Origin of the sequence: Pseudomonas sp. GM50 (genome assembly GCF_000282375.1) — a bacterium.
Taxonomy (GTDB): Bacteria; Pseudomonadota; Gammaproteobacteria; order Pseudomonadales; family Pseudomonadaceae; genus Aquipseudomonas.
On sequence record NZ_AKJK01000058.1, the window covers coordinates 61,002 to 85,944 of the forward strand.

Below are 24,943 nucleotides of genomic sequence, written 5' to 3' on the forward strand. Positions count from 1 at the left end.
CCGCACTCCTTTAAGGATTCAATATAAAAAATAGGTAAACAGATGGCTTGGGGCCGTCACACCCCCAAGGATAGACGGCAATTGCAAGGACTCAGCTCAATATGGAGATGGTCCCGAGGTATTTCAAGGCGCGCGGCAGATTGTCGCAATCGAGGCTGTCCAACCAGTGTAAATCAGCCCAACTGCGCAGCCAGGTGAACTGGCGCTTTGCCAATTGGCGCGTGGCAATGATTCCACGCTCCTGCATCTCGGCTTGCGTCAGCTTGCCATCCAGGTAATCCCAGACTTGTCGATAGCCTACAGCACGTATAGACGGCATCCCCGAATGCAAGTCACCTCTATCTCGCAGGGCTACGACCTCGTCTATGAATCCCTGTTCCAACATATTTGTGAATCTTTGTTTAATGCGCTCGTGCAGTACCTGGCGATTTGCCGGAGCGATGGCCAAGTTCGCGACAGTATAGGGCAATTGTTGCAGTCCCGAAGCGGCTGCTTCAGTACTTTGCGCAGATTGTCGCAAGCGTAGCTCAGTCATGCTCTGACCACTGACGCGATAAACTTCCAGCGCGCGACTGAGGCGCTGCGGATCGTTCGGATGAATTCGCGCTGCAGATTGCGGATCGATGACCGCCAATTGATCGTGCAGGGCCTGCCAGCCAAGGCGTGCAGCCTCTTCTTCGATTTGCGCGCGCACCTGCGGATCAGCCGCCGGCATGTCGGCCAGACCTTCGAGCAAAGCCTTGTAGTAGAGCATTGTGCCGCCTACCAGCAGCGGAATTTTGCCTCGCGCGGTGATCTCGGCCATGGCCTCAAGCGCATCGCGACGAAAATCCGCAGCGGAATAACTCTCGGCCGGGTCGAGAATATCGATCAAGCGATGCGGAAATTCGGCCAACAACTCTTTGGAAGGCTTGGCGGTGCCAATGTCCATGCCACGGTAAACCAGCGCCGAATCGACGCTGATCAGCTCGCAGGGCAAAACTTTGGTGAGTTCGATGGCCAGGTCGGTCTTGCCGGCAGCCGTCGGCCCCATCAGGAAAATCGCAGGAGGGAGCTGGCTCATCAACGACCGCGCAAAAACAGTTTGTCCAGATCGTCCAGGCCCAATTGGGTCCAGGTCGGTCGGCCATGGTTGCATTGACCGCTGCGTTCGGTGTTTTCCATGTCCCGCAGCAGACCGTTCATTTCCGGCAAGGCCAGACGCCGATTCGCGCGAATCGCGCCGTGGCAGGCCATGGTGCCGAGCAGTTCGTTCAGGTGTGCCTGAATCCGGTCGCTGGTGCCGTACTCCATCAAATCCGCCAGAACGTCGCTGACCAATCGATTCGCTTCAGCCTGTTTCAGCAACGCGGGGATTTGCCGGATCGCCAGCGACTCCGGGCCAAGACGCTGCAACTCAAAGCCCAACCGCTGGAACCACGCGACGTGTTCTTCGGCGCAATCGGCTTCGCGCTGACTGACCGCCAGGGACTCCGGCACCAACAGCGGCTGACCACTCAGACCTTCGCTGGCCATGGCGACTTTCAAGCGTTCGTACATGATCCGCTCGTGGGCGGCGTGCATGTCCACCAGCACCAGGCCCTGGGCGTTTTCCGAAAGAATATAGATGCCCTTGAGCTGCGCCAGCGCATAGCCCAGCGGCGGAATGTCGTCCTGCCCGGCCGGCAGCGCGACCGCGTTGGCTTCGGGCAACGGCGCGAAGAACTCACGGTAGGCCGCTTGAGCTTCGGCGACGGGCACGCCGGATTGAGGCCGCGGCGTGTATTGATACTGATAACCGGCGCCAGCGCCCGAGCCAGCCGGCGTGTTGAACGACGGTTGTGCCTGAGGCTGTTCCAGCAGCGCATTGGCCGCCAGACGCATTTCGCCTTGCGGACCGAACTCACCGGCATCGAGCCCGGTGGGCCGGACAATGGCCGTCGCAACAGGCGCGGCCAGATGATCTTCCGGCCGCACATCGCCGAGGGCGCGGTGCAAAGTGCCATAGAGGAAATCGTGAACCATGCGCCCGTCACGGAAGCGTACTTCGTGCTTGGTCGGGTGCACGTTGACGTCAACGCCCGCCGGATCGACTTCGAAAAACAGCACGAACGTCGGGTGCCGACCGTTGAACAGCACGTCGCGATAAGCCTGGCGCACCGCGTGGGCCACCAGTTTGTCGCGCACGGCGCGGCCGTTCACGAAGAAATATTGCAAGTCCGCCTGGCTGCGGTTAAAGGTCGGCAACCCGACCCAGCCCCACAAATGCAGGCCATTGCGCTCGATTTCGATCGGCAGCGCCTGCTCCAGAAAACCCGCCCCGCAGATCGCTGCCACACGCCGGGCGCGGGCCGCGTCATCGTGGGCTTCGTGCAGGCTGAGGATGGTTTTGCCGTTGTGGCGCAGATGGAATGCCACATCGAACCGCGCCAGCGCCAGACGCTTGATCACTTCTTGCAGGTGATCGAACTCGGTTTTCTCGGTCTTGAGAAACTTGCGGCGCGCCGGGGTGTTGAAGAACAAATCGCGCACTTCCACCGAAGTCCCCACCGGGTGGGCCGCCGGTTGCACGCGAGGCGCCATGTCCCGGCCTTCGGTTTCCACCTGCCAGGCCTGATCGGCATCGCGAGTGCGGGACGTCAGGGTCAGACGCGCCACGGAGCTGATGGACGCCAGCGCCTCACCACGAAACCCCAGGCTCATCACCTGCTCAAGGTCTTCCAGGTTACGAATCTTGCTCGTGGCGTGACGGGCCAGGGCCAAAGGCAGGTCATCGGCAGAAATGCCGCTACCGTCGTCGCGCACCCGCAGCAACTTGACGCCGCCCTGCTCCACATCGACATCGATGCGTTTGGCGCCGGAGTCGAGGCTGTTCTCCAGCAACTCCTTGATCACCGAGGCCGGGCGCTCAACCACTTCACCGGCGGCGATCTGGTTCGCCAGCCGCGGGCTGAGCAGCTCGATGCGCGCAGTGTTGGTCAGCACCTGGTTCATTCTTTGGCCGCCAGTTCAGTGCCTGGGATGGTCAGAGTCTGACCAATCTTCAGCTCGTCACTTTTCAAGTTGTTTGCATTACGCAAGGTGGCTGGGGACACCTGATAACGCACGGCGATCATCGCCAGCGTTTCGCCGGGGTTCACGCGATGGTCACGTGGGCCCTGAGCGATCTTGCCGGAGTCGCGCAGCCAGGCGATGTAGGTGCCCGGCGGTGGATTCTGCTGGAAGAACTGCCGCACGCCGCTGCTGATAGACCGCGCCAGCGCTTGCTGGTGGTTCGCTGCGGCAAGCTTGGAAGCTTCGTTGGCGTTGGAGATAAACCCGGTTTCCACCAGGATCGACGGGATGTCCGGCGACTTCAGCACCATGAACCCGGCTTGCTCTACGCGCTGTTTGTGCAGCGGCGTGACGCGGCCGATGTTGCTCAAGACTTTCTGGCCAACGTTGAGGCTGGATGTCAGGGAAGCGGTCATCGACAAATCGAGCAACACGCCGGCCAGCATGCGGTCCTTGTCATCGAGACTGACGTTGCCGGCACCACCGATCAAGTCGGAACGGTTTTCGCTGTCGGCCAGCCAACGGGCGGTCTCCGACGTAGCGCCGCGGTCGGACAGGGCGAACACCGACGCACCGAATGCGGCGGCCGAAGGCGCGGCGTCGGCGTGGATCGAAACGAACAGGTCGGCGCCCTTCTTGCGGGCGATTTCGGTACGACCGCGCAACGGAATGAAGTAGTCGCCGGTGCGCGTCAGTTCGGCGCGGAAGCCTTTCATGCCATTGACCTGACGCTGCAGTTCACGGGCGATGGCCAGCACCACGTCTTTCTCACGCTGACCGCGAGAGCCCGAGGCGCCCGGATCTTCGCCGCCGTGGCCGGCATCGATCACCACAATGATGTCGCGCTTGCCGGCTGGGGCGGGCGGCAATTTGATCGAAGGCTCGGATGGTGCGACAGGGACCGCAGGCAACGTCGCCACGGACGGCGTTGGCGCAGGCGGTGGTGCGGCGTCGGCCGCGTTGTCGAACAGGTCGACGACCAGGCGATTGCCGTATTGGGCGTTTGGCGCCAGGGTGAAGCTTTTTGGCGTGACGGCTTTTTTCAGGTCGATGACCACCCGCAGGTCGGTCGGCGTGCGCTGAGCCGAGCGCATCGCGGTGATCGGGGTGTTCGAGGTATTGACGTTCAGCGGCGACCCCAGAGTTGCACCATTAATGTCGATCACCAGCCGATCCGGGGAGGTCAGGGTAAAAACGCTGTGCTGGACAGGCCCTGTCAGGTCAAACACCAGTCGCGTGTTGTCCGGCGCCCGCCACAGGCGAACACTGTTGACCTTCGTCTCGGCCACAGCGTCGACGGTCACCGCCAAAAACAACAATCCTACGGCAGCAACCAACGCGCGAAAGCGCATACCTAACCCCATCATTTAATTGGATTCCAATGCCAAAGCGGCACACCACGACTCGCCACGCGAGCCCTGGGGCAAAATTTTCAGCGAACGCCCGCTGTCTTGCGGGCTAATGGTAATGGTCAGGTCGGGCTTTGGCAAAAAGCCTGCACCGTTACGGGGCCATTCGATCAGGCACAACGCGTCGTCTTCGAAATAGTCGCGGATGCCGAGGTACTCCAGCTCCTCCGGATCGACCAGTCGATAGAGGTCGAAATGGAAGGCGCGGACCTCTCCAATCTCGTATGGCTCGACCAGGGTGAAGGTCGGACTTTTTACCGCCCCCGTATGCCCCAGGCCACGAATAATGCCCCTGGACAGCGTGGTTTTCCCGGCGCCCAGATCTCCCTCGAGAAAAATCAGACCGTGCCCTTCAGTGGTTTGTGCGATGCGCGCACCAAACGCGGTCATCGCCTCTTCATCAGCCAGGTACAGGGTTACTTCAGACACGGTGCTTGCTCCTCCAACAACTGACGAATGGCTGGAATCAGATCACTGGCCGCCAGCCCACGGCCGAATTCACCTTGTTGCGCGCCGGCATTGGCGTGCAGCCAAACCGCCAGGCACGCCGCGTCATACGCGTCCATGCCCTGAGCGAGCAAGGCACCGACCAGACCGGCCAGCACATCGCCCAAACCGGCAGATGCCATGGCCGGATGGCCCTGATGACACAACGCCAGGCGCCCGTCGGGGCTGGCGACCAAGCTGCCGGCGCCTTTGAGCACCACGACAGCTGTATATTTTTTGCTCAATGCATGGGCAGCGGCCGGGCGGTCGGCCTGAACATCGGCCGTCGATAGCCCCAGTAATCGCGCCGCCTCGCCAGGGTGCGGCGTGATAACACAACGTGCGGGCAAACTCACGCCACCTTCGGCCAGCAGGTTCAACGCATCGGCGTCCCAGACTTGCGGCAACGGCGCATTGGCCGCGGCCGACAACAGACTGCGCCCCCAAGCGGCCTGCCCCAGCCCCGGGCCGACGACCAGCACCGTGACCGTCTCAAGCAGCCCCATCAATTGATTGGCCGACGAAGTGCCGAGCACCATCGCTTCTGGCAAACGCGCCAAGGCGGCTGGAACATGTTCGTTGCGGGTGGCCACAGACACCATGCCGGCGCCGCTGCGCAAAGCACTTTGTGCACCGAGCAGGATGGCGCCGCCAAAACCACGATCACCGCCGATCAGCAATACATGACCAAATTTGCCTTTGTGGGCAGTTGGAGCGCGAGCGGACAGACGCGGCACATTACCGGCCGTCAGGCGACGAGCACTGACCGTGGCCCCGATAAACGTCTCGGGGGCGGCTAGCAGATCATTGAATACCAAATCGCCAACCACATCCGCAGCGTCACCGGTGAACAGACCCAGCTTCAAACCGATGAACGTCACCGTCAGGTCCGCTCGAACCGCAATGCCGAGCTCGCGCCCCGTATCGGCGCACAGCCCCGAAGGGATATCCACCGCCGCAACGGGTAGCCCACTGGCGTTGATCGCGGCGATGACACTGGCATACGGCTCGCGTACTTCACCGGTCAGGCCGGTGCCGAGCAAGGCATCCAGCACGATGCCGCGTAACTCGCAGTGCGCATTCCAGCCTTGAATGGCGACGCCCTCGGCTACCGCCTCGGCATGGGCCGCAGCGGCATCGCCCTGCAAACGCCCGGGATCACCGGCGGCCAGCACCCGCACATGCCAGCCGGCACGTCGGGCCAACACGGCCACCAGGTAACCGTCGCCCGCATTATTGCCGTGGCCGGCCACCACGCTCAATTCGTGTGCCGTAGGCCAATGGCGGACCAGCGCGCGCCAGGTCGCCCGCGCCGCACGTTGCATCAATTCGAAGCCCGGTGTACCGGCCGCAATCAGGCTCGCATCGAGCCCTCGGACTTGCGCGGCGCTATACAGCGCGTCGGGTAATTCATCTTTAGTGTGCGGCATGCGTCTTCAGGCTCCGATGTCTGGCAGAATTATACGCACCTCAGCTCCGGTTTCTCTCGCCTCATGCCCGCTATTACCACAGACCTGCCCGCCCTCGCCCAATCCATCAAGGACTGGGGCCGCGAGCTGGGCTTTCAGCAAGTCGGCATCAGCGGCCTCGACCTGGCCGAGCATGAGCAGCACCTGGAGCGCTGGCTCGCGGCCGGCTACCACGGCGAAATGGAGTATATGGGCGCCCACGGCAGCAAACGTTCGCACCCGGAAGAACTGGTGCCCGGCACCTTGCGAGTCGTTTCCCTGCGCATGGACTACCTGCCGGGCGACACCGAAATGGCCAAACGCCTGGCCCAACCGGAAAAAGCCTACGTGTCGCGTTATGCCTTGGGCCGCGATTACCACAAATTGATCCGTAAACGCGTGCAACAACTGGCAGAAAAAATTCAGGCAGTGATCGGCCCGTTCGGCTACCGCGCCTTTGTCGACAGCGCCCCGGTACTGGAAAAAGCCATCGCCGAACAGGCTGGCCTTGGCTGGATCGGCAAAAACACGTTGGTCTTGAATCGCAAGGCTGGCAGCTACTTCTTCCTCAGCGAACTGTTCGTCGACCTGCCGCTGCCGGTGGACCCGCCCCACGCCACCGAACACTGCGGTCGCTGCACCGCCTGTCTGGACATCTGCCCGACCAACGCCTTTGTCGGCCCGTATGTACTGGACGCCCGGCGCTGCATTTCGTACCTGACCATCGAACTGAAAAGTGCGATCCCTGAAGATTTGCGGCCGCTGATCGGCAATCGGGTGTTCGGTTGCGATGACTGTCAGATCGTCTGCCCATGGAACCGCTTCGCCCGACCTTCCGGGGAAAGTGATTTCAAGCCACGGCACAATCTGGACAACGCCGAACTGGCCGAACTGTTCATGTGGGATGAAGAGAAGTTCCTCAGCAGCACCGAAGGCTCACCGCTCAGACGTGCGGGTTACGAGCGTTGGTTGCGCAATCTGGCGGTCGGCCTGGGTAATGCGCCGTCAAGCATTCCGGTGCTGGAAGCGCTGAAGGCACGGCGGGACTATCCGTCGGATCTGGTGCGCGAGCATGTCGAATGGGCTTTGAAGCAACATGAGCAGCGCGCTGGCAACCTTGGAACTCGACCTTAACAAATAGGGTAATTAGACGATGAATTACCCCATTTGAAGTCGAATTACCCCGTTAAGAGTAAATCGCACACACGACCAGCAACCTTCGATCATGCCTCGTCGTTATAAACAAACTTGGGCATTTCCCAGTGGAAGCGGATCGCCAGCAAGCGCAGCAGGAAGCCGCCGAACAGGGTGATCAGGATCGACTGTTCGCCGGGTAATTGCAGGTAGATGCAGAGCAGGTAGCACCACGCCGCGGCAAACGAGACGCTGGCGTAGAGCTCGCGGCGGAAGATCAGTGGGATGTCGTTGCAGAAGATGTCCCGCAAGATGCCGCCAAACACGCCGGTGATCACGCCGCTGACCGAGGCCACCAGCATGCCGTGGCCCATTTCCAGGGCAGTCATGCAGCCGATCAGGGTGAACGCCACCAGGCCCACGGCATCGAGCACCAGAAACAGCGAGCGCAGGTGGCGCATCCAGCGGGCGATGAAGATCGTCAGCATCGCCGCGACGGAGGTCAACACCAGGTATTCCGGGTGTTTGACCCAGGTCAGCGGGTAGTGGCCAAGCAGCACGTCGCGCACCGAACCGCCGCCCAGCGCCGTGACGCACGCGATCAGCACCACACCAAACCAGTCCATGCCGCGACGGCCCGCAGACAGGGCGCCAGTCATGGCTTCGGCAGTAATGGCGATCAGGTAGAGCATCAGCAACATGGTGGCGGTCCTGGCAGGAAGGCGCGCAGTCTAGCCATTTAGGGCAGGCACCAAAAGGGGGCACTCATTCAAATAGACCGCATCGCCTTCTTCGCGGGCAAGCCTCGCTCCTACAGGTACAACGCAGGCCCCGTAGGAGCGAGGCTTGCCCGCGAAGGCGTCAGAACAGACACACCACCCAATCAGAACTTGATGAAATTCTTGCGGTAGTGCTGAAGCTCGGCGATCGATTCGCGGATGTCGTCCAGGGCCAGGTGGGTGCTGCCCTTTTTGAAGCTGTCGCGTACGTCCGGCGCCCAGCGTGCGGCCAACTCTTTAAGGGTCGACACGTCTAGGTTGCGGTAGTGGAAGTAGCTTTCCAGCGATTTCATGTGGGTATAAAGGAAGCGACGGTCCTGGCAGATGCTGTTGCCGCAGATCGGCGACTTGCCCTTCGGCACCCATTTTTCCAGGAAAGCGATGGTCTCGGCTTCGGCTTCGGCCATGCTGATACGGCTGTCGCGAACCCGCTGGGTCAGCCCGGAGCCGCCGTGCTGACGGGTATTCCACTCGTCCATGCCGGCGAGGATCTCGTCGCTGTGGTGGATGGCGATCACCGGACCTTCGGCCAAGGTGTTCAAATTACTGTCGGTGATGATGGTGGCCATCTCGATGATGACGTCGGTATCAGGGTTCAGACCGGTCATTTCCAGGTCGATCCAGATCAGGTTCAGCGGGTTTTGCATGAGTCGGCTCCTCGGCGTAGGTGCGCAGTTTAGCCTAGGGAGGCCACCGGGCGTGCTAAACTCGCGGCCGTTTTACCTAATCGCTGCATTCTCGATACGGAACACCCATGGCCAAACGCCAACTCAATCGTCGTCAAAACTGGCGCATCGAAAAGATTCAGGGCGAGCGCGCTGCCCGCGCCGCCAAACGCGAGTCCTCGGCTGTCGAGGCACTCGAAGGCGGCGACCTGGGCCCGGAACAGACGGGCCTGGTGATCGCGCACTTCGGTGTGCAGGTCGAAGTCGAGGCCCTCGATGGCGAATTGGCCGGCCAGGTGTTCCGCTGCCATTTGCGCGCCAACCTGCCAGCGCTGGTGACCGGCGATCAGGTTGTCTGGCGTGCCGGCAACCAGGGCATCGGCGTGATCGTGGCGCAACTGCCGCGCAAGACCGAGCTCTGCCGTCCCGACAGCCGTGGCCAGCTCAAGCCGGTGGCGGCCAACGTCGACTTGATCGTGATCGTCTTCGCGCCGCTGCCCGAGCCTCACGCCAACCTGATCGACCGTTATCTGGTCGCCGCGGAACACGCGGGTATTCGGCCGTTACTGCTGCTGAACAAATTCGACCTGATCGACGAGCAGAACGCCCCGGCGCTGAATGCCTTGCTGGCGGTTTACCGCACGCTGGGTTACCCGGTGCTGGAAGTGTCGGCCCACCACGGCAATGGCATGGAACAGTTGCAAAAGCAGCTGGACGGGCACATCAGCGTATTCGTCGGCCAGTCCGGCGTCGGCAAGTCGTCACTGGTCAACAGCCTGCTGCCGGAAGTCGACACCCGTGTCGGCCCGCTGTCGGAGCTGTCCGGCCAGGGTACCCACACCACCACCACCGCGCGGTTGTTCCACTTCCCTGGCGGCGGTGAGTTGATCGACTCCCCGGGTATTCGGGAATTCGGCCTGGGTCACGTCAGCCGGGCCGACGTCGAAGCCGGTTTCATCGAGTTCAACGATCTGATCGGCACCTGTCGCTTCCGCGATTGCAAGCACGACCGCGAACCGGGTTGCGCCCTGCTCAAGGCCCTGGAAGAGGGCCGCGTGCAGCAGCAACGGATGAACAGCTACCGCTCGATCATCGCCAGCTTGCCTGAAAGCAGCTATTAAACAGACGTGCCAGCCGCCCCTGACTCTTACGGGGCGGTAGGTCGTTCGTGGCGTCCTACAAAAACTCCCTCAATTAAACGTCAGACCTTTCTGTAAGGCTTCTTCGCGCCTGCCTGAAGGACGCGTCTCTTTAACCGCCAAGGCCTTGTTGCGGCCACTCAAGTGCATACATTCGAGCCCTCATCGCATTTCAGGCGATACCGAGGGACAGCCATGCAAACCTATCATTTGTTCATCAGCCACTCGTGGAACTACTCAGACGCCCACGACAATCTGGTCCGCTTGCTCAATGCAAAACCCGGCTTCACGTTCAAGAATTTTTCGGTGCCACCGGACAACCCGATCATCGGCGCGAAAACCGACAAGCAACTTGAAGAAGCCATCGAAAACAAGATTCGGCTCTGCTCGGCAGTGCTGATCATGGCGGGGATGTATTCGACCTACAGCAAGTGGATCAACAAGGAAATCGAGATCGCCAGGCGAATGGGCAAGGTCATCATTGCGATAAAGCCGTTTGGCGCCGAACGGATTTCCACGGTGGTACGCCGGGCGGCGCACGCGGAGTGTGCGTGGAACACCAACAGCATCATCGATGCCATTCGCACTCACGCGGCGGGCTGAACCATGCGCAAGGGATTGTTCATCGGCATTAATAACTACAGCCATGTTTCGCAATTGAGTGGTTGCAACAACGATGCGATGGCCATGGCTTCGGTGCTGAAAACCGACGCCAATGGCGATCCGAATTTCAAGAACCTGGTCCTGACCTCCGCCGAAGATTATCTGAGCCGTGAAAAGCTCGAAGGGCATATCCAGGAATTGTTTTCAGGCGATTGCAGCGTTGCACTGCTGTACTTCGCCGGTCACGGCAACTTCGACGTCGATACGGACGAAGGCATGCTGATCCCCCAGGACTACAAATCCGCCAAGGATGGAATTCGCATCAGCGACATCCTGAATTGGGCGACCAAAGCGGTAAAAATCAAAAACAAAGTGATTATTCTCGACTGCTGCCAGGCGGGCTCGGCGGGCGAAGTGCGGGCGCTACGCAGCGAAAGCAGCATGGTGTGCGAAGGCATGACCATCCTCACCGCGTGCAAAAAGGCAGAGCCGGCTATGGAAGGCGCCAACCACGGCGTCTTCACGGGGCTGTTGCTGCAAGCATTGCACGGCGGCGCCGCAAACATATTGGGAAAGATTACCCCCGGCAGCCTCTATTCATTCGTCGACAACGCTCTAGACGCGTGGGAACAGCGCCCGGTGTTCAAGACCAATGTGTCGCAATTCATTTCATTGCGAGAAGTCTCGCCGCTGATCCCCAAAGAGATCCTGCGCAAACTTCCCGACTGGTTCGAAGAGGCGGAATCAATGTTCGCCCTAGACCCCAGCTACGAACCTACCGAAGCCACGTTCGACCCAGAGCACGGCGAAGTCTTCTCCCAACTGCAAAAGTGCAATCGCCACAGCCTGATCGAACCGGTGGACGCCGAGCACATGTACTACGCGGCCATCAACTCCACCGGCTGCCGCCTCACCGCCCTCGGCGCCTATTACCGCGAACTCGCAATCAAGGGACATTTCTGATGCCTGTGTTTATCAGCTACCGCCATACCGATCGGTCCCACGCCATCGCCATCAGCACCCGTCTGATTCGGGCCAACATCAAGACCTACTTCGACGTGCTGGATCCTGAATCACAGACCACTGACGACATCACCGGGGTCATCACCCGCAACATCACCGAGTGCACGCATCTGCTGGCGATAGTCTCGGACAAGACCGCGCTGTCGTGGTGGGTGCCGTTCGAAATCGGTGAAGCGACCATCAGCAACCGGCGGATATGCTCATTCAAGACCGGACCGGCGGAACTGCCGCTGTACCTCGATAAATGGCCAAAGCTCAGCACCGACAAGGATCTGGAGTTTTTCATTGATGCCTATCGTGAAGAAGTGGCGACCAAGCGCTCAATGACGCTAGGCTCGATCAACGAATCCCTTTACCGCACCTACAGAGGCAACGCCGAGTTGTTTCATGACCAACTCAAGAGCCGCATCCGACGCGGTTTCTGACAGGCGTAAAAAAGCCGCGATGATTGCAATGCTGTTCACTTAAGCGAGACTCTTAAGTGCCCTCCTAACGGCCAAGAAACAGGATTTACGCACGCTATCAACGCTAGTGATACTGTGCGAAAAAAATGAATTAATTGAGGCCAAAGGCTTCTTGAATGGTCTTGATCAAGCGGTGGCCACCCACCCTTTATAACCTTGAGGGTTTGACGCAATCTCAGCGTTCCAGATCGACAATCGCTGGTCGCCTTTGCCGACCTCGATCATTTTCGTGACGCCACGAAAATGATTGGCGGCATCCATTGCAGCGGTTTCGCCATTGCAGCTGTGGCCGGGATTGATGGCCATAACCACTTCCTGATAAGAAGCCAGAAGATGTAAACCTTATTCAGGACGAGACAGCAGAGACAAAAAAGCCGACATCTCTGTCGGCTTTTTGTGATCACTGCTTGGCTGGCGCTGCCGGTTTCGGCACCGGATCATCAAACAGATTCAAACGCTCACGAAGCTCATGCGCCGGCAACGGTTCCTTATCCGCCGGCAATGCGTTCGGATCGGCTGGCGGCGCAGGCACTTCGCCCGGGCCGCCCTGCCCTTGCGTCGGCACTGGCGCAGGTTCGGCACCTTGCGAACCTTCGATCGCACGCTGGGCTTTCTTGGTCAGCACGATGATATCGATGCGGCGGTTGACCGGGTTGAACGGGTTCTCCCGGTCGAACAGCGCCGACGAGGCATAACCCACGACTCGCGCTACTTGAGCGTCCGGATAGCTGCCGGCGATCAATGCACGGCGAGCCGCGTTCGCGCGGTTGGCCGAGAGTTCCCAGTTGCCGAAGTCGCCGGTGCCCGAGTACGGCTTGGCATCGGTGTGGCCGCTGATGCTGATCTTGTTCGGCACCGCTTTGATGGTGTCGGCCATGGCCAGCAGAATGTCTTCGAAATATGGCTTCAGACGCGCACTGCCGGAGTCGAACATCGGGCGGTTTTCGGCGTCCACAATCTGGATGCGCAAACCGTCCTGGGTAATCTCGAAGAGGATCTGGTCCTTGAACTTCTGCAACTGCGGGTTTTCTTCGACCTTGTTCTGCAACTCTTGCAGCAGCAGTTCCAGACGCTCCTTCTCGACCAGCTCGGCCATGCCTTCGACCTGCTCGGAGTCGACAGTCACCTTGTCCGGCTGAGGCTGGGATTTCACCTCGGGGTTGAGGGTGTTCTCCGGTGCCAGGGTCGGCGAGCCGCCCAGATCAATGATGTACGGCGTACCGCTTTCGGAAAAACCGACCGGGTCCTTGAAGTAACCGGCGATGGCAATCTTCTGTTCCGGTGTTGCCGTGGACAACAGCCACAACACCAGGAAGAACGCCATCATCGCCGTCGCGAAGTCCGCGAAGGCGATTTTCCAGGAGCCCCCGTGATGCCCGCCCGCGTACTTTTTGACGCGCTTGATGATTATCGGCTGGTTATTTTCCATGACTTAGCGACCGCGAACCGCTTGTTCCAGCTCAGCGAAGCTAGGACGGTGCGCCGGGTACAGAACCTTACGACCGAATTCCACTGCCAGCGATGGCGGCATGCCGGAAGCCGAAGCCACCAGCGAGGCCTTGATGGCTTCGTAGACGTTCAGTTCTTCCTTGGCATCATGGCCCAGCGCATGCGCCAGCGGACCAAAGAAGCCGTAGGCGGCGAGAATACCGAAGAAGGTACCTACCAGAGCCGCACCTACGTGCAAGCCAATCATCTTCTGGTCGCTTTCACCCAGGGAAGCCATGGTCACCACAATACCCAATACCGCCGCGACGATACCGAAACCAGGCATGGCATCAGCGATGCCGTTGACTGCGTGGGAGGGGTGGTCCAGGTCTTCCTTGAGGCTGGTCAGTTCCATGTCGAACAAACCTTCAAGCTCATGGGGAGCCATGTTGCCGGAGGACATGATGCGCAGGTAATCGCAGATGTACGCAGTCATGCGGTCATCTTTCAGAACTGCCGGGTACTTGGCGAAGATCGGGCTCGCGGCGGCATCTTCGATGTCGCCTTCGATTGCCATCATGCCTTCGCGACGGCTCTTGTTAAGAATCTCGTAAATCAGCCCCAACACTTCAAGGTAGAAGGTGTGGTTAAAACGCGAACTGAACATGCCCAAGGACTTCTTGAGCACGTGCATCGTCATATGACCGGGGTTGGCCTGCAGGAATGCACCAAGGGCCGCGCCACCGATAATCATCACCTCGAAAGGCTGAATAAGGGCGGCAATCTTGCCATGGGAAAGCACGTATCCGCCGAGCACGCTCGCGAATACGACGATGATGCCGATAATTTTAGCCATAGGTAGGAGAGCACTTACTGAGTCGGGTTCAAGGTCATATTCGGAAGTTAAAAAATCTCTTCTTCTACTTATCGGCAAAACTGCGCCAGACTATAGCCAGTTCAATCGAAAAGCTAATTTAGCCCGCCCCGGGCACAGGTAATGCAGACAATGATCGCGTGCAACCATGGCTAACGAAACGAACGTCCCAACGCCAAAACCAGCCACCCTCGAAGGCTGGGTCAAGCTTCTCGATGGTGTACGTCTGCCGGTTCCGCAAGCCAGTCACGACCGGGTCTGCAAAGCCATCCGCGATAGCCGCAGCTCGCTACGCGACATTGCCGAAATGATGCAGGACAGCCCGGCCCTGGCCTTGAGTGTGATTCGCGAAGCCAATCGCCACACCCATGGCAGCATGACCACGCCGGCTGAAAATCTTGAGGTGGCAATTAATCGCCTCGGTTTGAAACGCACTGAAGAATTGCTCGACCGCTTGCCCGCCGAACCCCAATCGCAGATTCCCCTCGCCTTGCGCCAGCTTCAGTTGATCAGCCAGCACGCCACCCAACAGGCCAATGGTTTTTTTGCCGGTCGCCTGGCCCGGTTGTGGCAGGACATCCACTGGGGCAGCCTGCTGTTTCTTTCGCCACTGTGGCCCATGGCGTTGACCCATCCGCAGCTGCTTGAAGAGTGGGAGCTGCGGGTCATCCATAAAGGTGAGTCGGCGCGCAAAGTCGAAAAGCAATTGTTCGGCGTGCGCCTGCTGGAAATCTGCCTGGCGCTGGTGGACACCTGGCACTTGCCAATCTGGGTGCAGCAGGGGTATCGACTGCTGCTCAGCGAACAACGTGAACTGGTGAAAGTCCTGCGCATCGCGCGTGACAGCGATCACCCGCTACGCCAACAGAATCGTCTCGATGACGACCCGACGCTGCGCCGTTGGCTCAATCAGCCCGCCAATACCGTGCTGCTGGCCAATGGTCTGGCGTTGTCGGCACAACAGGCCTGGGACAGTCCCCACTGTGAACGCTGGCAGTACCTGGCCAGCCTTTACCTGCAGATGCCGATGGATGAGGTGCAACAACAATTGCACCAACAGGCCGCTAACAGTGCGCGCCAACACGCCATGCCGGACCTCTGGCACCCAGCCGAAGCGCTGATCTGGCCGTCGGGCATCAACCGTGTTCACGGCGGTTTGTTGCCAGCCCCGGCACCCACCACTGAAGACCTGGCGAAGTGGCGTAAACAATGCGCCGAATTGCTGGTGGAACCGAGCCCTTTTACCAATGCCATGCACTTGACCAGCTCGGCCCGAGACGCCCTGGTGGCGTGTGGCATGCGGCGGGTGATGATCCTGATGGCCGACCGCACGCACGCTAATCTGCGCGTGCACCAGACCGCCGGGCTGCCCAAGGAAGTGGCCGGCCTGAACCTGCTGGTCAGCCAAAGCACCGTGCTGCAACGCCTGCTCGCGCAACAGGCCCAAGTGCGCCTGACGCCGGCCAACAACGCACAATTCTCGGCCCTGCTGCCGGCCAGCCTGCGTAAACAGTTCAGCGGTGAACACCTGCTGCTGCGCTCCTTGGTCAACAACGGTCGGGTGATCATGATCGTGGTGGCGGATCAGGGCGGCGGGCCGTTCTCGGAAATCACCGTGCAAGCGTTCGGCAAAACCGCGCAGTGCATCGAAAAAGCCCTGCACAGCTTTAGCCACCGCTAGGGGCTGATGCCAGTCAGTTAAGTGAAGATCAAGACCTGTGGCGAGGGGGCTTGCCCCCGCTGGACTGCGAAGCAGTCCCAAAACCTGCAACCTCGTTCTGCCAGGCACACCGCATGCAGCGGATTTGCGACTGCTTCGCAGCCGAACGGGGGCAAGCCCCCTCGCCACAGATTCAGTTATTTCCTGTGCCGAAATAACTGATAACAGGCCCTCATGACGCTGCGCTACAATCCTCCCCTTTGTGCTCTGGAGACCTCACATGTCTGACTTCTCTGGCTTGGCGCTGGTGATCGAGCCGAGCGACCTGCTCCCTCGTCTCGACTCCCGCGAACTGATTCTGGTGGACCTGACCAGCAGCGCCCGCTATGCCGCAGGGCATATCCCCGGGGCACGCTTTGTCGATCCAAAACGTACTCAACTGGGCCAGGCGCCTGCGCCAGGCCTGCTGCCGACCCAAGCTGCGCTTGAAGCATTGTTCGGCGAGCTGGGACACAACCCCGATGCGGTCTACGTCGTCTATGACGACGAAGGCGGCGGTTGGGCCGGGCGCTTTATCTGGCTGCTGGATGTCATCGGCCACAGCAAGTATCACTATATCGATGGCGGCCTGCCGGCCTGGCTGGCAGAAGGCTTGCCCATGTCGATCCAGATCCCGCCGGCGGTCGGCGGCCCGGTCGCCCTGACCCTGCACGATGAACCCATCGCCACCCGCGAATACCTGCAAAGCCGCCTCGGCGCCAACGATCTGGCGATCTGGGACGCGCGCGGGCCGCTGGAATATTCCGGCGAGAAAGTGCTGGCGGCCAAGGGCGGGCATATTCCCGGCGCGGTCAATTTCGAGTGGACAGCCGGCATGGATCAGGCGCGCAACCTGCGCATCCGCACCGACATGCCGAAAATCCTGGAACAACTCGGTATCACCAAAGACAAAGAAGTCATTACCCACTGCCAGACTCACCATCGTTCTGGCTTCACGTATCTAGTAGCCAAGTCGCTCGGTTATCCGCGCGTCAAAGGCTACGCCGGCTCCTGGGGCGAATGGGGCAACCATCCCGACACGCCCGTAGAGATTTAAGGTTTTTAAGGACAGTTAATGAATAAGCGTTTGTTTATCCTCAGCCAATACCTGCTGCCCCACCACTTGCTCTCGCGACTGGCCGGCTGCATTGCCGAATGCCGCGTGCGCTGGTTCAAGAACGCCTTTACCGCCTGGTTCGCCAAGCGCTATCAAGTGGACATGTCCCAGGCGCTGGTCGAAGACCTGACGGCTTACGAGCACTTCAATGCGTTCTTCACTCGCGCCTTGAAAGACGGCGCTCGCCCGCTGGACCAAACCCCTGGCGCGATCCTCAGCCCGGCCGACGGTGCCGTCAGCCAGCTAGGCCCTATCGAACACGGTCGCGTTTTCCAGGCCAAGGGCCACAGCTTCAGCGTGCTGGAACTGCTCGGTGGTGACGCCGCCAACGCAGCGCCATTCATGGGCGGTGATTTCGCCACCATTTACCTGTCGCCCAAGGATTACCACCGTGTGCACATGCCGCTGGCCGGCACCCTGCGCGAGATGGTCTATATCCCCGGCCGCATCTTCTCGGTTAACCAGACCACTGCTGAAAACGTACCGGAGCTGTTCGCCCGCAACGAGCGTGTGGCGTGCATTTTCGATACCGAGCGCGGGCCGATGGCCGTGGTGCTGGTGGGCGCGATGATTGTCGCGTCGATCGAAACCGTGTGGGCCGGCCTGGTGACACCGCCCAAGCGCGAGCTGAAAACCTTCCGCTACGACGAAGCCGCCCGTGCGCCGATCCATCTGGAGAAAGGCGCGGAATTGGGTCGCTTCAAGCTCGGCTCTACGGCGGTCGTGCTGTTCGGGCCGGATCAAGTGAAATGGGCTGAAGGCCTGGGCGCCCTTTCGCCCGTACAGATGGGCCAAGGCATCGGCTTGCCAACCGCCTGACTCCCGGGACCGCCACCCGGAATTTCTTCCGGGCGGCGCATTCCCCGTAAGGCAAGCGTGACGCAAATATCGCGATACGCCCTCCTGCGTTCATAGCTGCTACAGTCAAGTCATTCACTGCCCATTTCCCGGTCGGAGTTTGTCTACGGCATGAATGAGACCAATCCTGTCCTGCTGCTACGCGCACCGATCCCGACGCAGTCGCGTCTGTCTTTCTGCGAAGCCACGCCTCGCGATCTCAAGCGCTGGATCGCCAACCTGCCCAAAGCCAACATCGGCGAAACCGCTCGCCAGTTGTATCAAGGCTTGAGCGAACTCAACCAACTGCTCACACCCAGCGACAATCGCCTGCAATTGCTCGAACTGCTGCGGCCCGAGGTGTATTACGTCTGCAAGCACCTGGAGCGACATTTCCTGCATCAGGCGATTGTGCTCGACGAGCGCTCGCGCAAGATCGCCAACCTTTGCCAGGCGCTGCAAAGCCACTTGGCGATCGGCTACAAGCAAATCGTCATCCGCACCACACCGCGCTTCAGCAAGGACCGTGCGCCGCTGCTGACCCAGACTTTGCAACGGGCAATCCATTGCCTGAACGGCGCATTGATCCGCGCCACTGAACTCTATTGTCCAGTGCCCGAAAGTCTGTGGCTCGAGTTACATCAGCTGTACCGGATTGGCTGTCAGTTCCAACTACAACATTTGAGCGTGCGCGATGAACTGGCCAGTCAGACGCAAAGCCTGAGCATCGAGCAAACCTACGTCGTCGCCCTCCTGCTGGGTGCTTCACGCTGCAATCAACTGCGCCAGAACCAGATCGCCCGGCTCGCCGAGGTGCTCGAACCGTGGAGCCAGTGGATCAAGCTGCAACCGGCCAAACCGGACAACGGGCTGTTTGCCATCGCCCCGGATCTCGACACCGGGCCGCGTTACCGCTCCAAATTCCTCGCCGAACAACAGGAGAGTTTGCTAGGGATCGACCCGCAACCCTTGGTCACGGCCATCGAAAACCATCTGCAACAGTCAGCCGACAAGGCATCGCCGCTGCCCGTTCCGACGGGGCTGAGCCTGGATACGCTGCAACACCTGCATGCCGCCTGGGGTCAGGCCGCCGAGCGCAGTTTCCAGCGCACTGTCGGCCACGGCACGTTGACCCTGTGCGTGGGCATGAGTGCATTGCACTTTTATCTCAGCGGGCAACGCTCGTTCAACGACATCCTGAAGAAACCCGGCGCCCGCCCCGCGCAGTTCTCGGCTACCGACCCGACACGTCGCGCCAAAGACCAATGGAACCAGGCTTTCGACGCCGCCCCCCATGGCACCGCAGACACGCTGCTGCCCTACGAAGAGATCGAATACCCGCACCTTCAGAACGATGACAGCCACGAGGCAGCCGATCGCCAACAGCATTTCCCGACCTATGTGCTGCCGGTGATCAATCACAGCCCTGGCGGCTATTGCCTGGCCTGGCCTGGCGCGGTGCCCGCCGAGCTACAGGCTGGCGAAATGGTCGGTATCGAGGATGCTGCCGGTCAAGGCTGGAGCATTGCAGTGGTGCGCTGGATCCGCCAGGTGCGGGGCGGTGGCACGCAGATGGGTATTGAGCAAGTCGCGCCTTGCGCCGAACCCTGCGGTCTGCAACTGATGCATTCCCACGACGAGCACAGTCAGTACTTGCGCGGGCTGTTGCTGCCCGCCATCAGCGCCATCGACCTGCCGGCCACCCTGCTCACGCCGCGCCTGCCGTTCCAGGAAGGTAACAAGGTGCTGATCAATACCAACGGCGAGGAACGCCGGGCCGGGCTGGAGCGCCGGATGGCGAGTACCAACAGCTTCAATCAGTTTGCCTACCGCTCACTTGAGACAGCCAGAAACGAAAACGCCGCGGGGAGCGGCGTGGTCGGGGTAGTGGGAGAGTTCGATTTGTTGTGGAAGTCGCTTTGAGCGTCCGGCATTTGATCGGCGGTGATGCGTTCGCGGGCAAGCCTCGCTCCTACGGGTCCGCGCAAACCCTGTAGGAGCGAGGCTTGCCCGCGAAGAGGCCCGCCCAGACAACCTGAAACTCAGAGTTGCCCGTCGCGATCCCGGAAGCCCAGCAGGTACAGCACGCCATCCAGCCCGAGGGTGGAAATCGCCTGCTTCGCCGATTGCTTGACCAGCGGCTTGGCACGGAACGCCACACCCAGCCCGGCGATCGCCAGCATCGGCAGGTCGTTGGCACCGTCACCGACCGCAATCGTCTGCTCCAGACGCAAACCTTCCTTATGCGCCAGCTCACGCAACAGATCCGCCTTGCGTTGCGCATCGACAATCGGCTCGACCGCCACACCCGTCACCTTGCCGTCGACCACTTCCAGTTCGTTGGCAAATACATAGTCGATGCCCAGCTTGGCCTGCAGTTGCTTGGCGAAGTAGGTGAAACCACCCGACAGAATCGCCGTCTTGTAGCCCAGGCGCTTGAGTTCGGCGAACAGGGTTTCGGCGCCTTCGGTCAGGCGCAGGGAAGCACCGATGGAATCCAGCACGCTGACGTCCAGCCCTTGCAGCAAGGCCAGGCGTTCCTTGAAGCTGGCGCGGAAGTCCAGCTCGCCGGCCATCGCCCGCTCGGTAATCGCAGACACCTGGTCGCCCACACCGGCGGCCTTGGCCAGTTCGTCGATGACTTCGGCTTCGATCAGCGTCGAGTCCATGTCGAACACCGCCAGACGGCGGTTACGGCGGAACAGCGAATCTTCCTGGAAGGCGATGTCGACGTTCAATTCTTGAGCGACGCTGAGAAATTCGGCCCGCAGCGCTTGCGGATCCGCCGCCTCGCCGCGCACGGAAAACTCGATGCAGCCCTTGCCCTTGTCGGCAGGGGTGTCCAGCGGCATGCGCCCGGACAGGCGATCGATATGATCGATGTTCAGGCCATATTTGGCGGTGATCGAGCTCACGCGCTGCAATTGCTCGGCAGTCACTTTGCGGGTCAGCAGGGTGACAATGTGGCGTTTCTTGCCCTGATTGCCGACCCACAGCTGGTAATCCTCTTCGGACACCGGCGTGAAACGCACTTGTTGCTCAAGCTCATAGCCTTTGAACAGGATGTCCTTGAGCACCGAGTTACCTTGTTCGGTATCGGGAATTTCAACCAGGATGCCAAACGACAGGGTGTCGTGGATCACCGCCTGACCGATGTCGAGAATGTTCACACCACCCTGGGCCAGAACGCCGGTAATGGCCGCAGTCAGACCCGGACGGTCGACTCCCGTGATGTTTATCAGGACGATTTCGCGCAAGGCGCACCCCCGCAGGTGGAAAAAAACCGCATTCTACCCATTTTCAGTGACCATCGGGCACCGCGAGCGCTTTGACGGTCTAGGGCCTGTCGCTATACTGCGCGTCAACTTCACGGACAAAGAGCCGAGCTCAAGTGAACCGGCCCACGCCAGTAAAAACCGATAACTTCTTTCTGCTGATCTTCCGGGCACTGCGTCATCGCCGTGTACCGATTGCATTGCGCATTGCCAGCCATAACGTGATCCTGGTCGCTCTGGCCCTGGTGATCTATGCCTGCGTGATGGGTTTGCAGTTCAAGCAGGCCATGCACGAGCAGGCGGATGCCCTGGGCGAAAGCCTGACCACCCAGACCGCGACCTCGGCCACGGAACTGTTGGTGTCCAATGACATCCTCAGCCTGAACGTGCTGCTCAACAACCTGACCAAGAACAAACTGGTGGCCCACGCCGCCATCTACAGCGTGGATAACCGCATCCTCGCCGAAGCCGGACAGCGTCCCAAGCATAGCCTGCTGGGCGAAGCCGAGGGCATGTACCAGAGCAAGATCACCTTCCAGGACGTGACCGCCGGGCAACTGCGCATCAGCCTGGACATGGATCAGTTCCAGCAGCCGATGACCATCAGCCTGCAAAGCATGGGCATTCTGAGTGCGATTCTGCTGGCGCTGTCCCTGGCCTTGAGCCTGCGCCTGGGACGCAATATCTCCACACCGCTGCTGCAATTGCGGGTGTGGCTGCGCAATATCGACGAATACACCCCGGCCACCGAGCGCCAGGATGAGGTCGGCGACCTCGCTCGTCAGTTGCACGCCAATTTCGCACCGGAGCCTGCCGAGCCAGAACCTGCGCCAGAGCCTGAATACGACGACAGCGATTACGAAGACACCGACAATAACGAGCCGACCTTCGAAGTGCGCAACCTGCGCGATCCAGGTTTCGACGAAACCAAGCCTGTAGCCGGCCTCAAGCCTGCACCACGACGTGTTGTCAGCACCGTCGAAGATGATGACGACGAAGATCCGTTTGCCGATCTGCGTGACGACTCGGCAGATAGCGCGCCGAAACCGGTGGCAAAGCCGCAGGTATCGAACGTACCTCAGCACAGCGCGGTACTGGCGGTACAACTGGGCGCACAGGATCAGCTGCGTCGCCTGCCCCGCGCACGCCTGGAAGAGCTGCTGAAACGCTACCGCGATTGCCTCGATCAGGCTGCGTCGCTCTACCAGAGCGAACTGCACACCCTGAACGATGGCAGCACGCTGATGCTGTTCCACACCGAAGACAGCGGCGACGATTACCTGACCAACGCCATCTGCTGCGGCGAGTTGCTGCGTGCCTTGGGTCATCAGTTGCAGATCGAAGTCGCCGACAGCGGCATCACCCTGCAATTGCAGTTGGGCCTGACGCTGGGTGACGAGTTGTTCGGTCTGAGCCAGATTGACCTGCTGCTGACTGAAACCGCTCAGGATGCACTGGCCCTGTCGCAACACAGCCGCAACCTGCTGCTGGTGGAGCGCAAGATCAGCGACGACGCGCTGATTCGCCAACGTGCACGGATCCGGCCGATCGCCAGCCCAGAGGGTGCGTGCTGCGTAGAGCGCTTGATGGAGCCTTATCCGTCGATGCTGGAACGGCAACTGGCGCGGATGCACGAACGCCGGGCGTAAACCCCAGTCCCCGTTGTAGAGAAGCCCGCAGACGAGTGATCGTCTGCGGGCTTTTTGGTGACTGTCTGAAAAGATCGCAGCCTTCGGTAGCTCCTACAAAGTTCGCATGCACCTGCAAGGCCGCGGCCTACCCGGCCCCTGTAGGAGCTGCCGAAGGCTGCGATCTTTTGATCCGGGCTTTTTGTTGCCTGCTCCGACGCCTTCGCGGGCAAGCCTCGCTCCTACGGGGCAGCGCAAACGGGGACTGCCACATTCCTGTAGGAGCGAGGCTTGCCCGCGAAGAGGCCAGCAGCAGCGCTAGATTTCTCAATCCGCAGAAGCAACAAAGCCCGCATCAATGGCGGGCTTTGCTTTGGATCAATCCAGGCTTAGAACCTGAACACTTCCATATCCGTGCGAATCGGCGAAGCCATCGGGATTTTCGGCTGCTTCTCGGGCTCTGCTGCCGGTGCCACAGGCTTGGCAGCTGGCTTGCGCGGTGCTTCGGCGATCGGCGGCTGGTTGGCCAGTGGCTTGAGCGCAGTCGACAGTTGCTCGGCCAGACGCTGCAGCAACACACCCTGAGCCTGAACCTGAGCGGCAGTCCCGCCAGTGTGCTGCTCCTGCAGATGAATGATGCGGTTATCGCGCACCTGACCACGACGGTCGATCAGGCGCCATTGGGCATCAAGGATCGCCGGTTGCGATGCACCCGAGTCCAGTCGCGTGATCGTCAGCAGCACCTGAACATCCGGCGTGAAGCCTAATGTCGCCGGTGCCAGGACAACGCGCTGGCTGTCCAGATGGCCGGCGACCTGACGCAGCAACAGCTGATCGATATCGGACGACAGGCTACCCGCCCAACGACCATCGACCGAAGCTTGCAGGCTGCCATCGGGCTGACGCTGCAACAGGGTTTCGCGTTGCAGGTAGTCGGCAACCGTTACCGGGCCCAGCAATACCGCCATGCCCGCGCTTTGCGCAGGCTGAGCCGGACTTCCGCTGTCCAGCTGATACAGCGACACCGGTTGGTGAACGCTGCAACCCGCCAGGCCAAGAACGCCGGCGAGCATCAAAATAAAAGGAAGGCGCAGAGCAGTCATCGTCCCATCCAGGTGGCCGCCACAAGGCTAACCACAGTGAAAATACTCAAAAAATATGAAGAACGCTCGGCTACGCCGGCGCTTGAAAGGCCATATCATCCGTGAATATGCGTTCCGACTCCAGCGGCAAAGCGTCGATCTACGCGTTAAATCGTAGATCGAGCGCTCTAGGACGCTTAATTGAGGTTTTCGACGAACAGCGCATCCACCCTCTGAAAGCCACGTGGAAGTTTGTTACCACGACGCCCACGCTCACCTTTGTAGTGTTCGAGGTCGTCCGCCTTCAGTGACAAGGTACGTTTTCCGGCCTGCAGCACCAAAGTGGCACCCTCCGGCAAAACGGCAATGTCCGTGACATATTCTTCGCGACTGGCAACACGTTCACCGGAAATCCCGATGATCTTATTCCCTTTTCCTTTACCTAATTGTGGCAAATCGCTGATTTTGAAAATCAGCAGCCGACCTTCGGTGGTCACCGAGGCCAGCCAGTTGTGCTCACGGTCGGCTACCGGACGCGGCAGAATCACTTTGGCGTTGTTCGGCAAACTCAACAGGGCCTTGCCCGCCTTGTTCTTGGCTTGCAGGTCTTCACCCTTGACCACAAAACCGTAACCGGCGTCGGAGGCGATCACGTACAGCGAATCGTCTTCAGGCATCAGTACGCATTCGAAACTCGCCCCTGGTGGCGGCGTCAGACGGCCGGTCAGCGGCTCGTCGGAAGAGCACACGTCTGAACTCCAGTCACCTTGTAATCTCGTATGCTCTTCCGATCAGATCGGAAGAGCACACGTCTGAACTC

The 24,943-nt window shown here is 60.3% G+C and carries 22 protein-coding genes and 1 pseudogene; 10 read left to right on the forward strand and 13 right to left on the reverse strand.

Annotated features, from left to right (window positions below):
* Positions 1–91 precede the first annotated feature (91 nt).
* Genes miaA through PMI30_RS15110 form a run of 5 tightly spaced genes read right to left on the reverse strand, consistent with a single transcriptional unit; the run spans position 92 to position 6,358 of the window.
* Positions 92–1,063: a tRNA (adenosine(37)-N6)-dimethylallyltransferase MiaA gene (gene miaA, locus PMI30_RS15130; RefSeq protein ID WP_007902653.1), complete on the reverse strand. Its 972-nt coding sequence runs from the start codon at positions 1,061–1,063 to the stop codon at positions 92–94.
* Positions 1,063–2,973, reverse strand: coding sequence for a DNA mismatch repair endonuclease MutL (mutL, locus tag PMI30_RS15125; RefSeq protein ID WP_008009830.1), 1,911 nt, complete (start codon positions 2,971–2,973; stop codon positions 1,063–1,065). Before mutL ends, miaA begins: the two co-directional genes overlap by 1 nt.
* On the reverse strand, positions 2,970–4,400 hold the full coding sequence (locus PMI30_RS15120) for an N-acetylmuramoyl-L-alanine amidase (RefSeq protein WP_008009832.1): 1,431 nt from the start codon (positions 4,398–4,400) through the stop codon (positions 2,970–2,972). The genes mutL and PMI30_RS15120 overlap by 4 nt, the downstream gene beginning before the upstream one ends.
* Entirely contained in the window at positions 4,401–4,871 is a 471-nt protein-coding gene (gene tsaE / locus PMI30_RS15115; protein WP_008009834.1) for a tRNA (adenosine(37)-N6)-threonylcarbamoyltransferase complex ATPase subunit type 1 TsaE, read from the reverse strand.
* A complete protein-coding gene (locus tag PMI30_RS15110; RefSeq protein ID WP_008009836.1) occupies positions 4,859–6,358 on the reverse strand; it encodes a bifunctional ADP-dependent NAD(P)H-hydrate dehydratase/NAD(P)H-hydrate epimerase in 1,500 nt (499 codons plus the stop codon). Before PMI30_RS15110 ends, tsaE begins: the two co-directional genes overlap by 13 nt.
* A 63-nt stretch (positions 6,359–6,421) precedes the next feature.
* Here PMI30_RS15110 and queG point away from each other — a divergent pair, with 63 nt between their 5' ends.
* Complete coding sequence (gene queG, locus PMI30_RS15105) at positions 6,422–7,510, forward strand: tRNA epoxyqueuosine(34) reductase QueG (RefSeq protein ID WP_008009838.1); 1,089 nt, start codon at positions 6,422–6,424, stop codon at positions 7,508–7,510.
* Positions 7,511–7,599: 89 nt separating this feature from the next.
* Here queG and PMI30_RS15100 read toward each other — a convergent pair whose 3' ends face one another.
* Complete coding sequence (locus PMI30_RS15100; RefSeq protein ID WP_007902638.1) at positions 7,600–8,211, reverse strand: trimeric intracellular cation channel family protein; 612 nt, start codon at positions 8,209–8,211, stop codon at positions 7,600–7,602.
* A gap of 182 nt (positions 8,212–8,393) precedes the next feature.
* Positions 8,394–8,936: an oligoribonuclease gene (orn, locus tag PMI30_RS15095; protein WP_008009841.1), complete on the reverse strand. Its 543-nt coding sequence runs from the start codon at positions 8,934–8,936 to the stop codon at positions 8,394–8,396.
* Positions 8,937–9,043: 107 nt separating this feature from the next.
* On the opposite strand from orn, the gene rsgA reads away from it, so the two are divergent.
* The 4 genes from rsgA to PMI30_RS15075 all read left to right on the forward strand — a co-directional run bounded on the left by rsgA (position 9,044) and on the right by PMI30_RS15075 (position 12,144).
* Positions 9,044–10,075 (forward strand): small ribosomal subunit biogenesis GTPase RsgA, encoded by a 1,032-nt coding sequence (gene rsgA / locus PMI30_RS15090; RefSeq protein WP_007902636.1) that lies wholly within the window; start codon positions 9,044–9,046, stop codon positions 10,073–10,075.
* 213 nt (positions 10,076–10,288) lie between these two features.
* The gene (locus tag PMI30_RS15085) at positions 10,289–10,696 is read left to right on the forward strand and encodes a TIR domain-containing protein (protein ID WP_008009843.1); all 408 of its coding nucleotides are present in this window, start codon (positions 10,289–10,291) and stop codon (positions 10,694–10,696) included.
* Between the two features lie 3 nt (positions 10,697–10,699).
* Complete coding sequence (locus PMI30_RS15080) at positions 10,700–11,659, forward strand: caspase family protein (RefSeq protein ID WP_008009844.1); 960 nt, start codon at positions 10,700–10,702, stop codon at positions 11,657–11,659.
* Positions 11,659–12,144 carry a toll/interleukin-1 receptor domain-containing protein gene (locus PMI30_RS15075; RefSeq protein WP_007902631.1) on the forward strand — a complete coding sequence of 162 codons (486 nt, stop codon included), beginning with the start codon at positions 11,659–11,661 and terminating at the stop codon, positions 12,142–12,144. Before PMI30_RS15080 ends, PMI30_RS15075 begins: the two co-directional genes overlap by 1 nt.
* Positions 12,145–12,309: 165 nt before the next feature.
* On the opposite strand, the gene PMI30_RS15070 is transcribed toward PMI30_RS15075, so the two are convergent.
* The 3 genes from PMI30_RS15070 to motA all read right to left on the reverse strand — a co-directional run bounded on the left by PMI30_RS15070 (position 12,310) and on the right by motA (position 14,467).
* Entirely contained in the window at positions 12,310–12,489 is a 180-nt protein-coding gene (locus tag PMI30_RS15070; protein ID WP_008009846.1) for a hypothetical protein, read from the reverse strand.
* 94 nt (positions 12,490–12,583) lie between these two features.
* Complete coding sequence (gene motB / locus PMI30_RS15065; RefSeq protein WP_008009849.1) at positions 12,584–13,612, reverse strand: flagellar motor protein MotB; 1,029 nt, start codon at positions 13,610–13,612, stop codon at positions 12,584–12,586.
* A gap of 3 nt (positions 13,613–13,615) precedes the next feature.
* Positions 13,616–14,467, reverse strand: a complete 852-nt coding sequence (gene motA, locus PMI30_RS15060; protein ID WP_008009851.1) for a flagellar motor stator protein MotA — start codon at positions 14,465–14,467, stop codon at positions 13,616–13,618.
* A gap of 166 nt (positions 14,468–14,633) precedes the next feature.
* Here motA and PMI30_RS15055 point away from each other — a divergent pair, with 166 nt between their 5' ends.
* The 4 genes from PMI30_RS15055 to PMI30_RS15040 all read left to right on the forward strand — a co-directional run bounded on the left by PMI30_RS15055 (position 14,634) and on the right by PMI30_RS15040 (position 20,061).
* A complete protein-coding gene (locus tag PMI30_RS15055; RefSeq protein ID WP_008009853.1) occupies positions 14,634–16,166 on the forward strand; it encodes an HDOD domain-containing protein in 1,533 nt (510 codons plus the stop codon).
* Positions 16,167–16,425: 259 nt separating this feature from the next.
* Complete coding sequence (locus tag PMI30_RS15050; protein ID WP_008009855.1) at positions 16,426–17,241, forward strand: rhodanese-like domain-containing protein; 816 nt, start codon at positions 16,426–16,428, stop codon at positions 17,239–17,241.
* A gap of 18 nt (positions 17,242–17,259) precedes the next feature.
* The gene (asd, locus tag PMI30_RS15045) at positions 17,260–18,120 is read left to right on the forward strand and encodes an archaetidylserine decarboxylase (protein ID WP_007939614.1); all 861 of its coding nucleotides are present in this window, start codon (positions 17,260–17,262) and stop codon (positions 18,118–18,120) included.
* A 150-nt stretch (positions 18,121–18,270) separates the two neighbouring features.
* Positions 18,271–20,061 carry a hypothetical protein gene (locus PMI30_RS15040; RefSeq protein ID WP_008009857.1) on the forward strand — a complete coding sequence of 597 codons (1,791 nt, stop codon included), beginning with the start codon at positions 18,271–18,273 and terminating at the stop codon, positions 20,059–20,061.
* Positions 20,062–20,180: 119 nt separating this feature from the next.
* On the opposite strand, the gene serB is transcribed toward PMI30_RS15040, so the two are convergent.
* Complete coding sequence (gene serB / locus PMI30_RS15035) at positions 20,181–21,395, reverse strand: phosphoserine phosphatase SerB (RefSeq protein ID WP_007902606.1); 1,215 nt, start codon at positions 21,393–21,395, stop codon at positions 20,181–20,183.
* Positions 21,396–21,529: 134 nt separating this feature from the next.
* Between serB and PMI30_RS15030 the strand changes: the two genes are divergently transcribed.
* Positions 21,530–23,062 carry an AhpA/YtjB family protein gene (locus PMI30_RS15030; RefSeq protein ID WP_008009859.1) on the forward strand — a complete coding sequence of 511 codons (1,533 nt, stop codon included), beginning with the start codon at positions 21,530–21,532 and terminating at the stop codon, positions 23,060–23,062.
* A 368-nt stretch (positions 23,063–23,430) separates the two neighbouring features.
* Here PMI30_RS15030 and PMI30_RS15025 read toward each other — a convergent pair whose 3' ends face one another.
* The gene (locus PMI30_RS15025; protein WP_008009861.1) at positions 23,431–24,144 is read right to left on the reverse strand and encodes a PqiC family protein; all 714 of its coding nucleotides are present in this window, start codon (positions 24,142–24,144) and stop codon (positions 23,431–23,433) included.
* A gap of 176 nt (positions 24,145–24,320) precedes the next feature.
* Positions 24,321–24,857, reverse strand: a pseudogene (locus PMI30_RS15020) (DNA gyrase C-terminal beta-propeller domain-containing protein); the annotation flags it as partial.
* Positions 24,858–24,943: the final 86 nt, after the last annotated feature.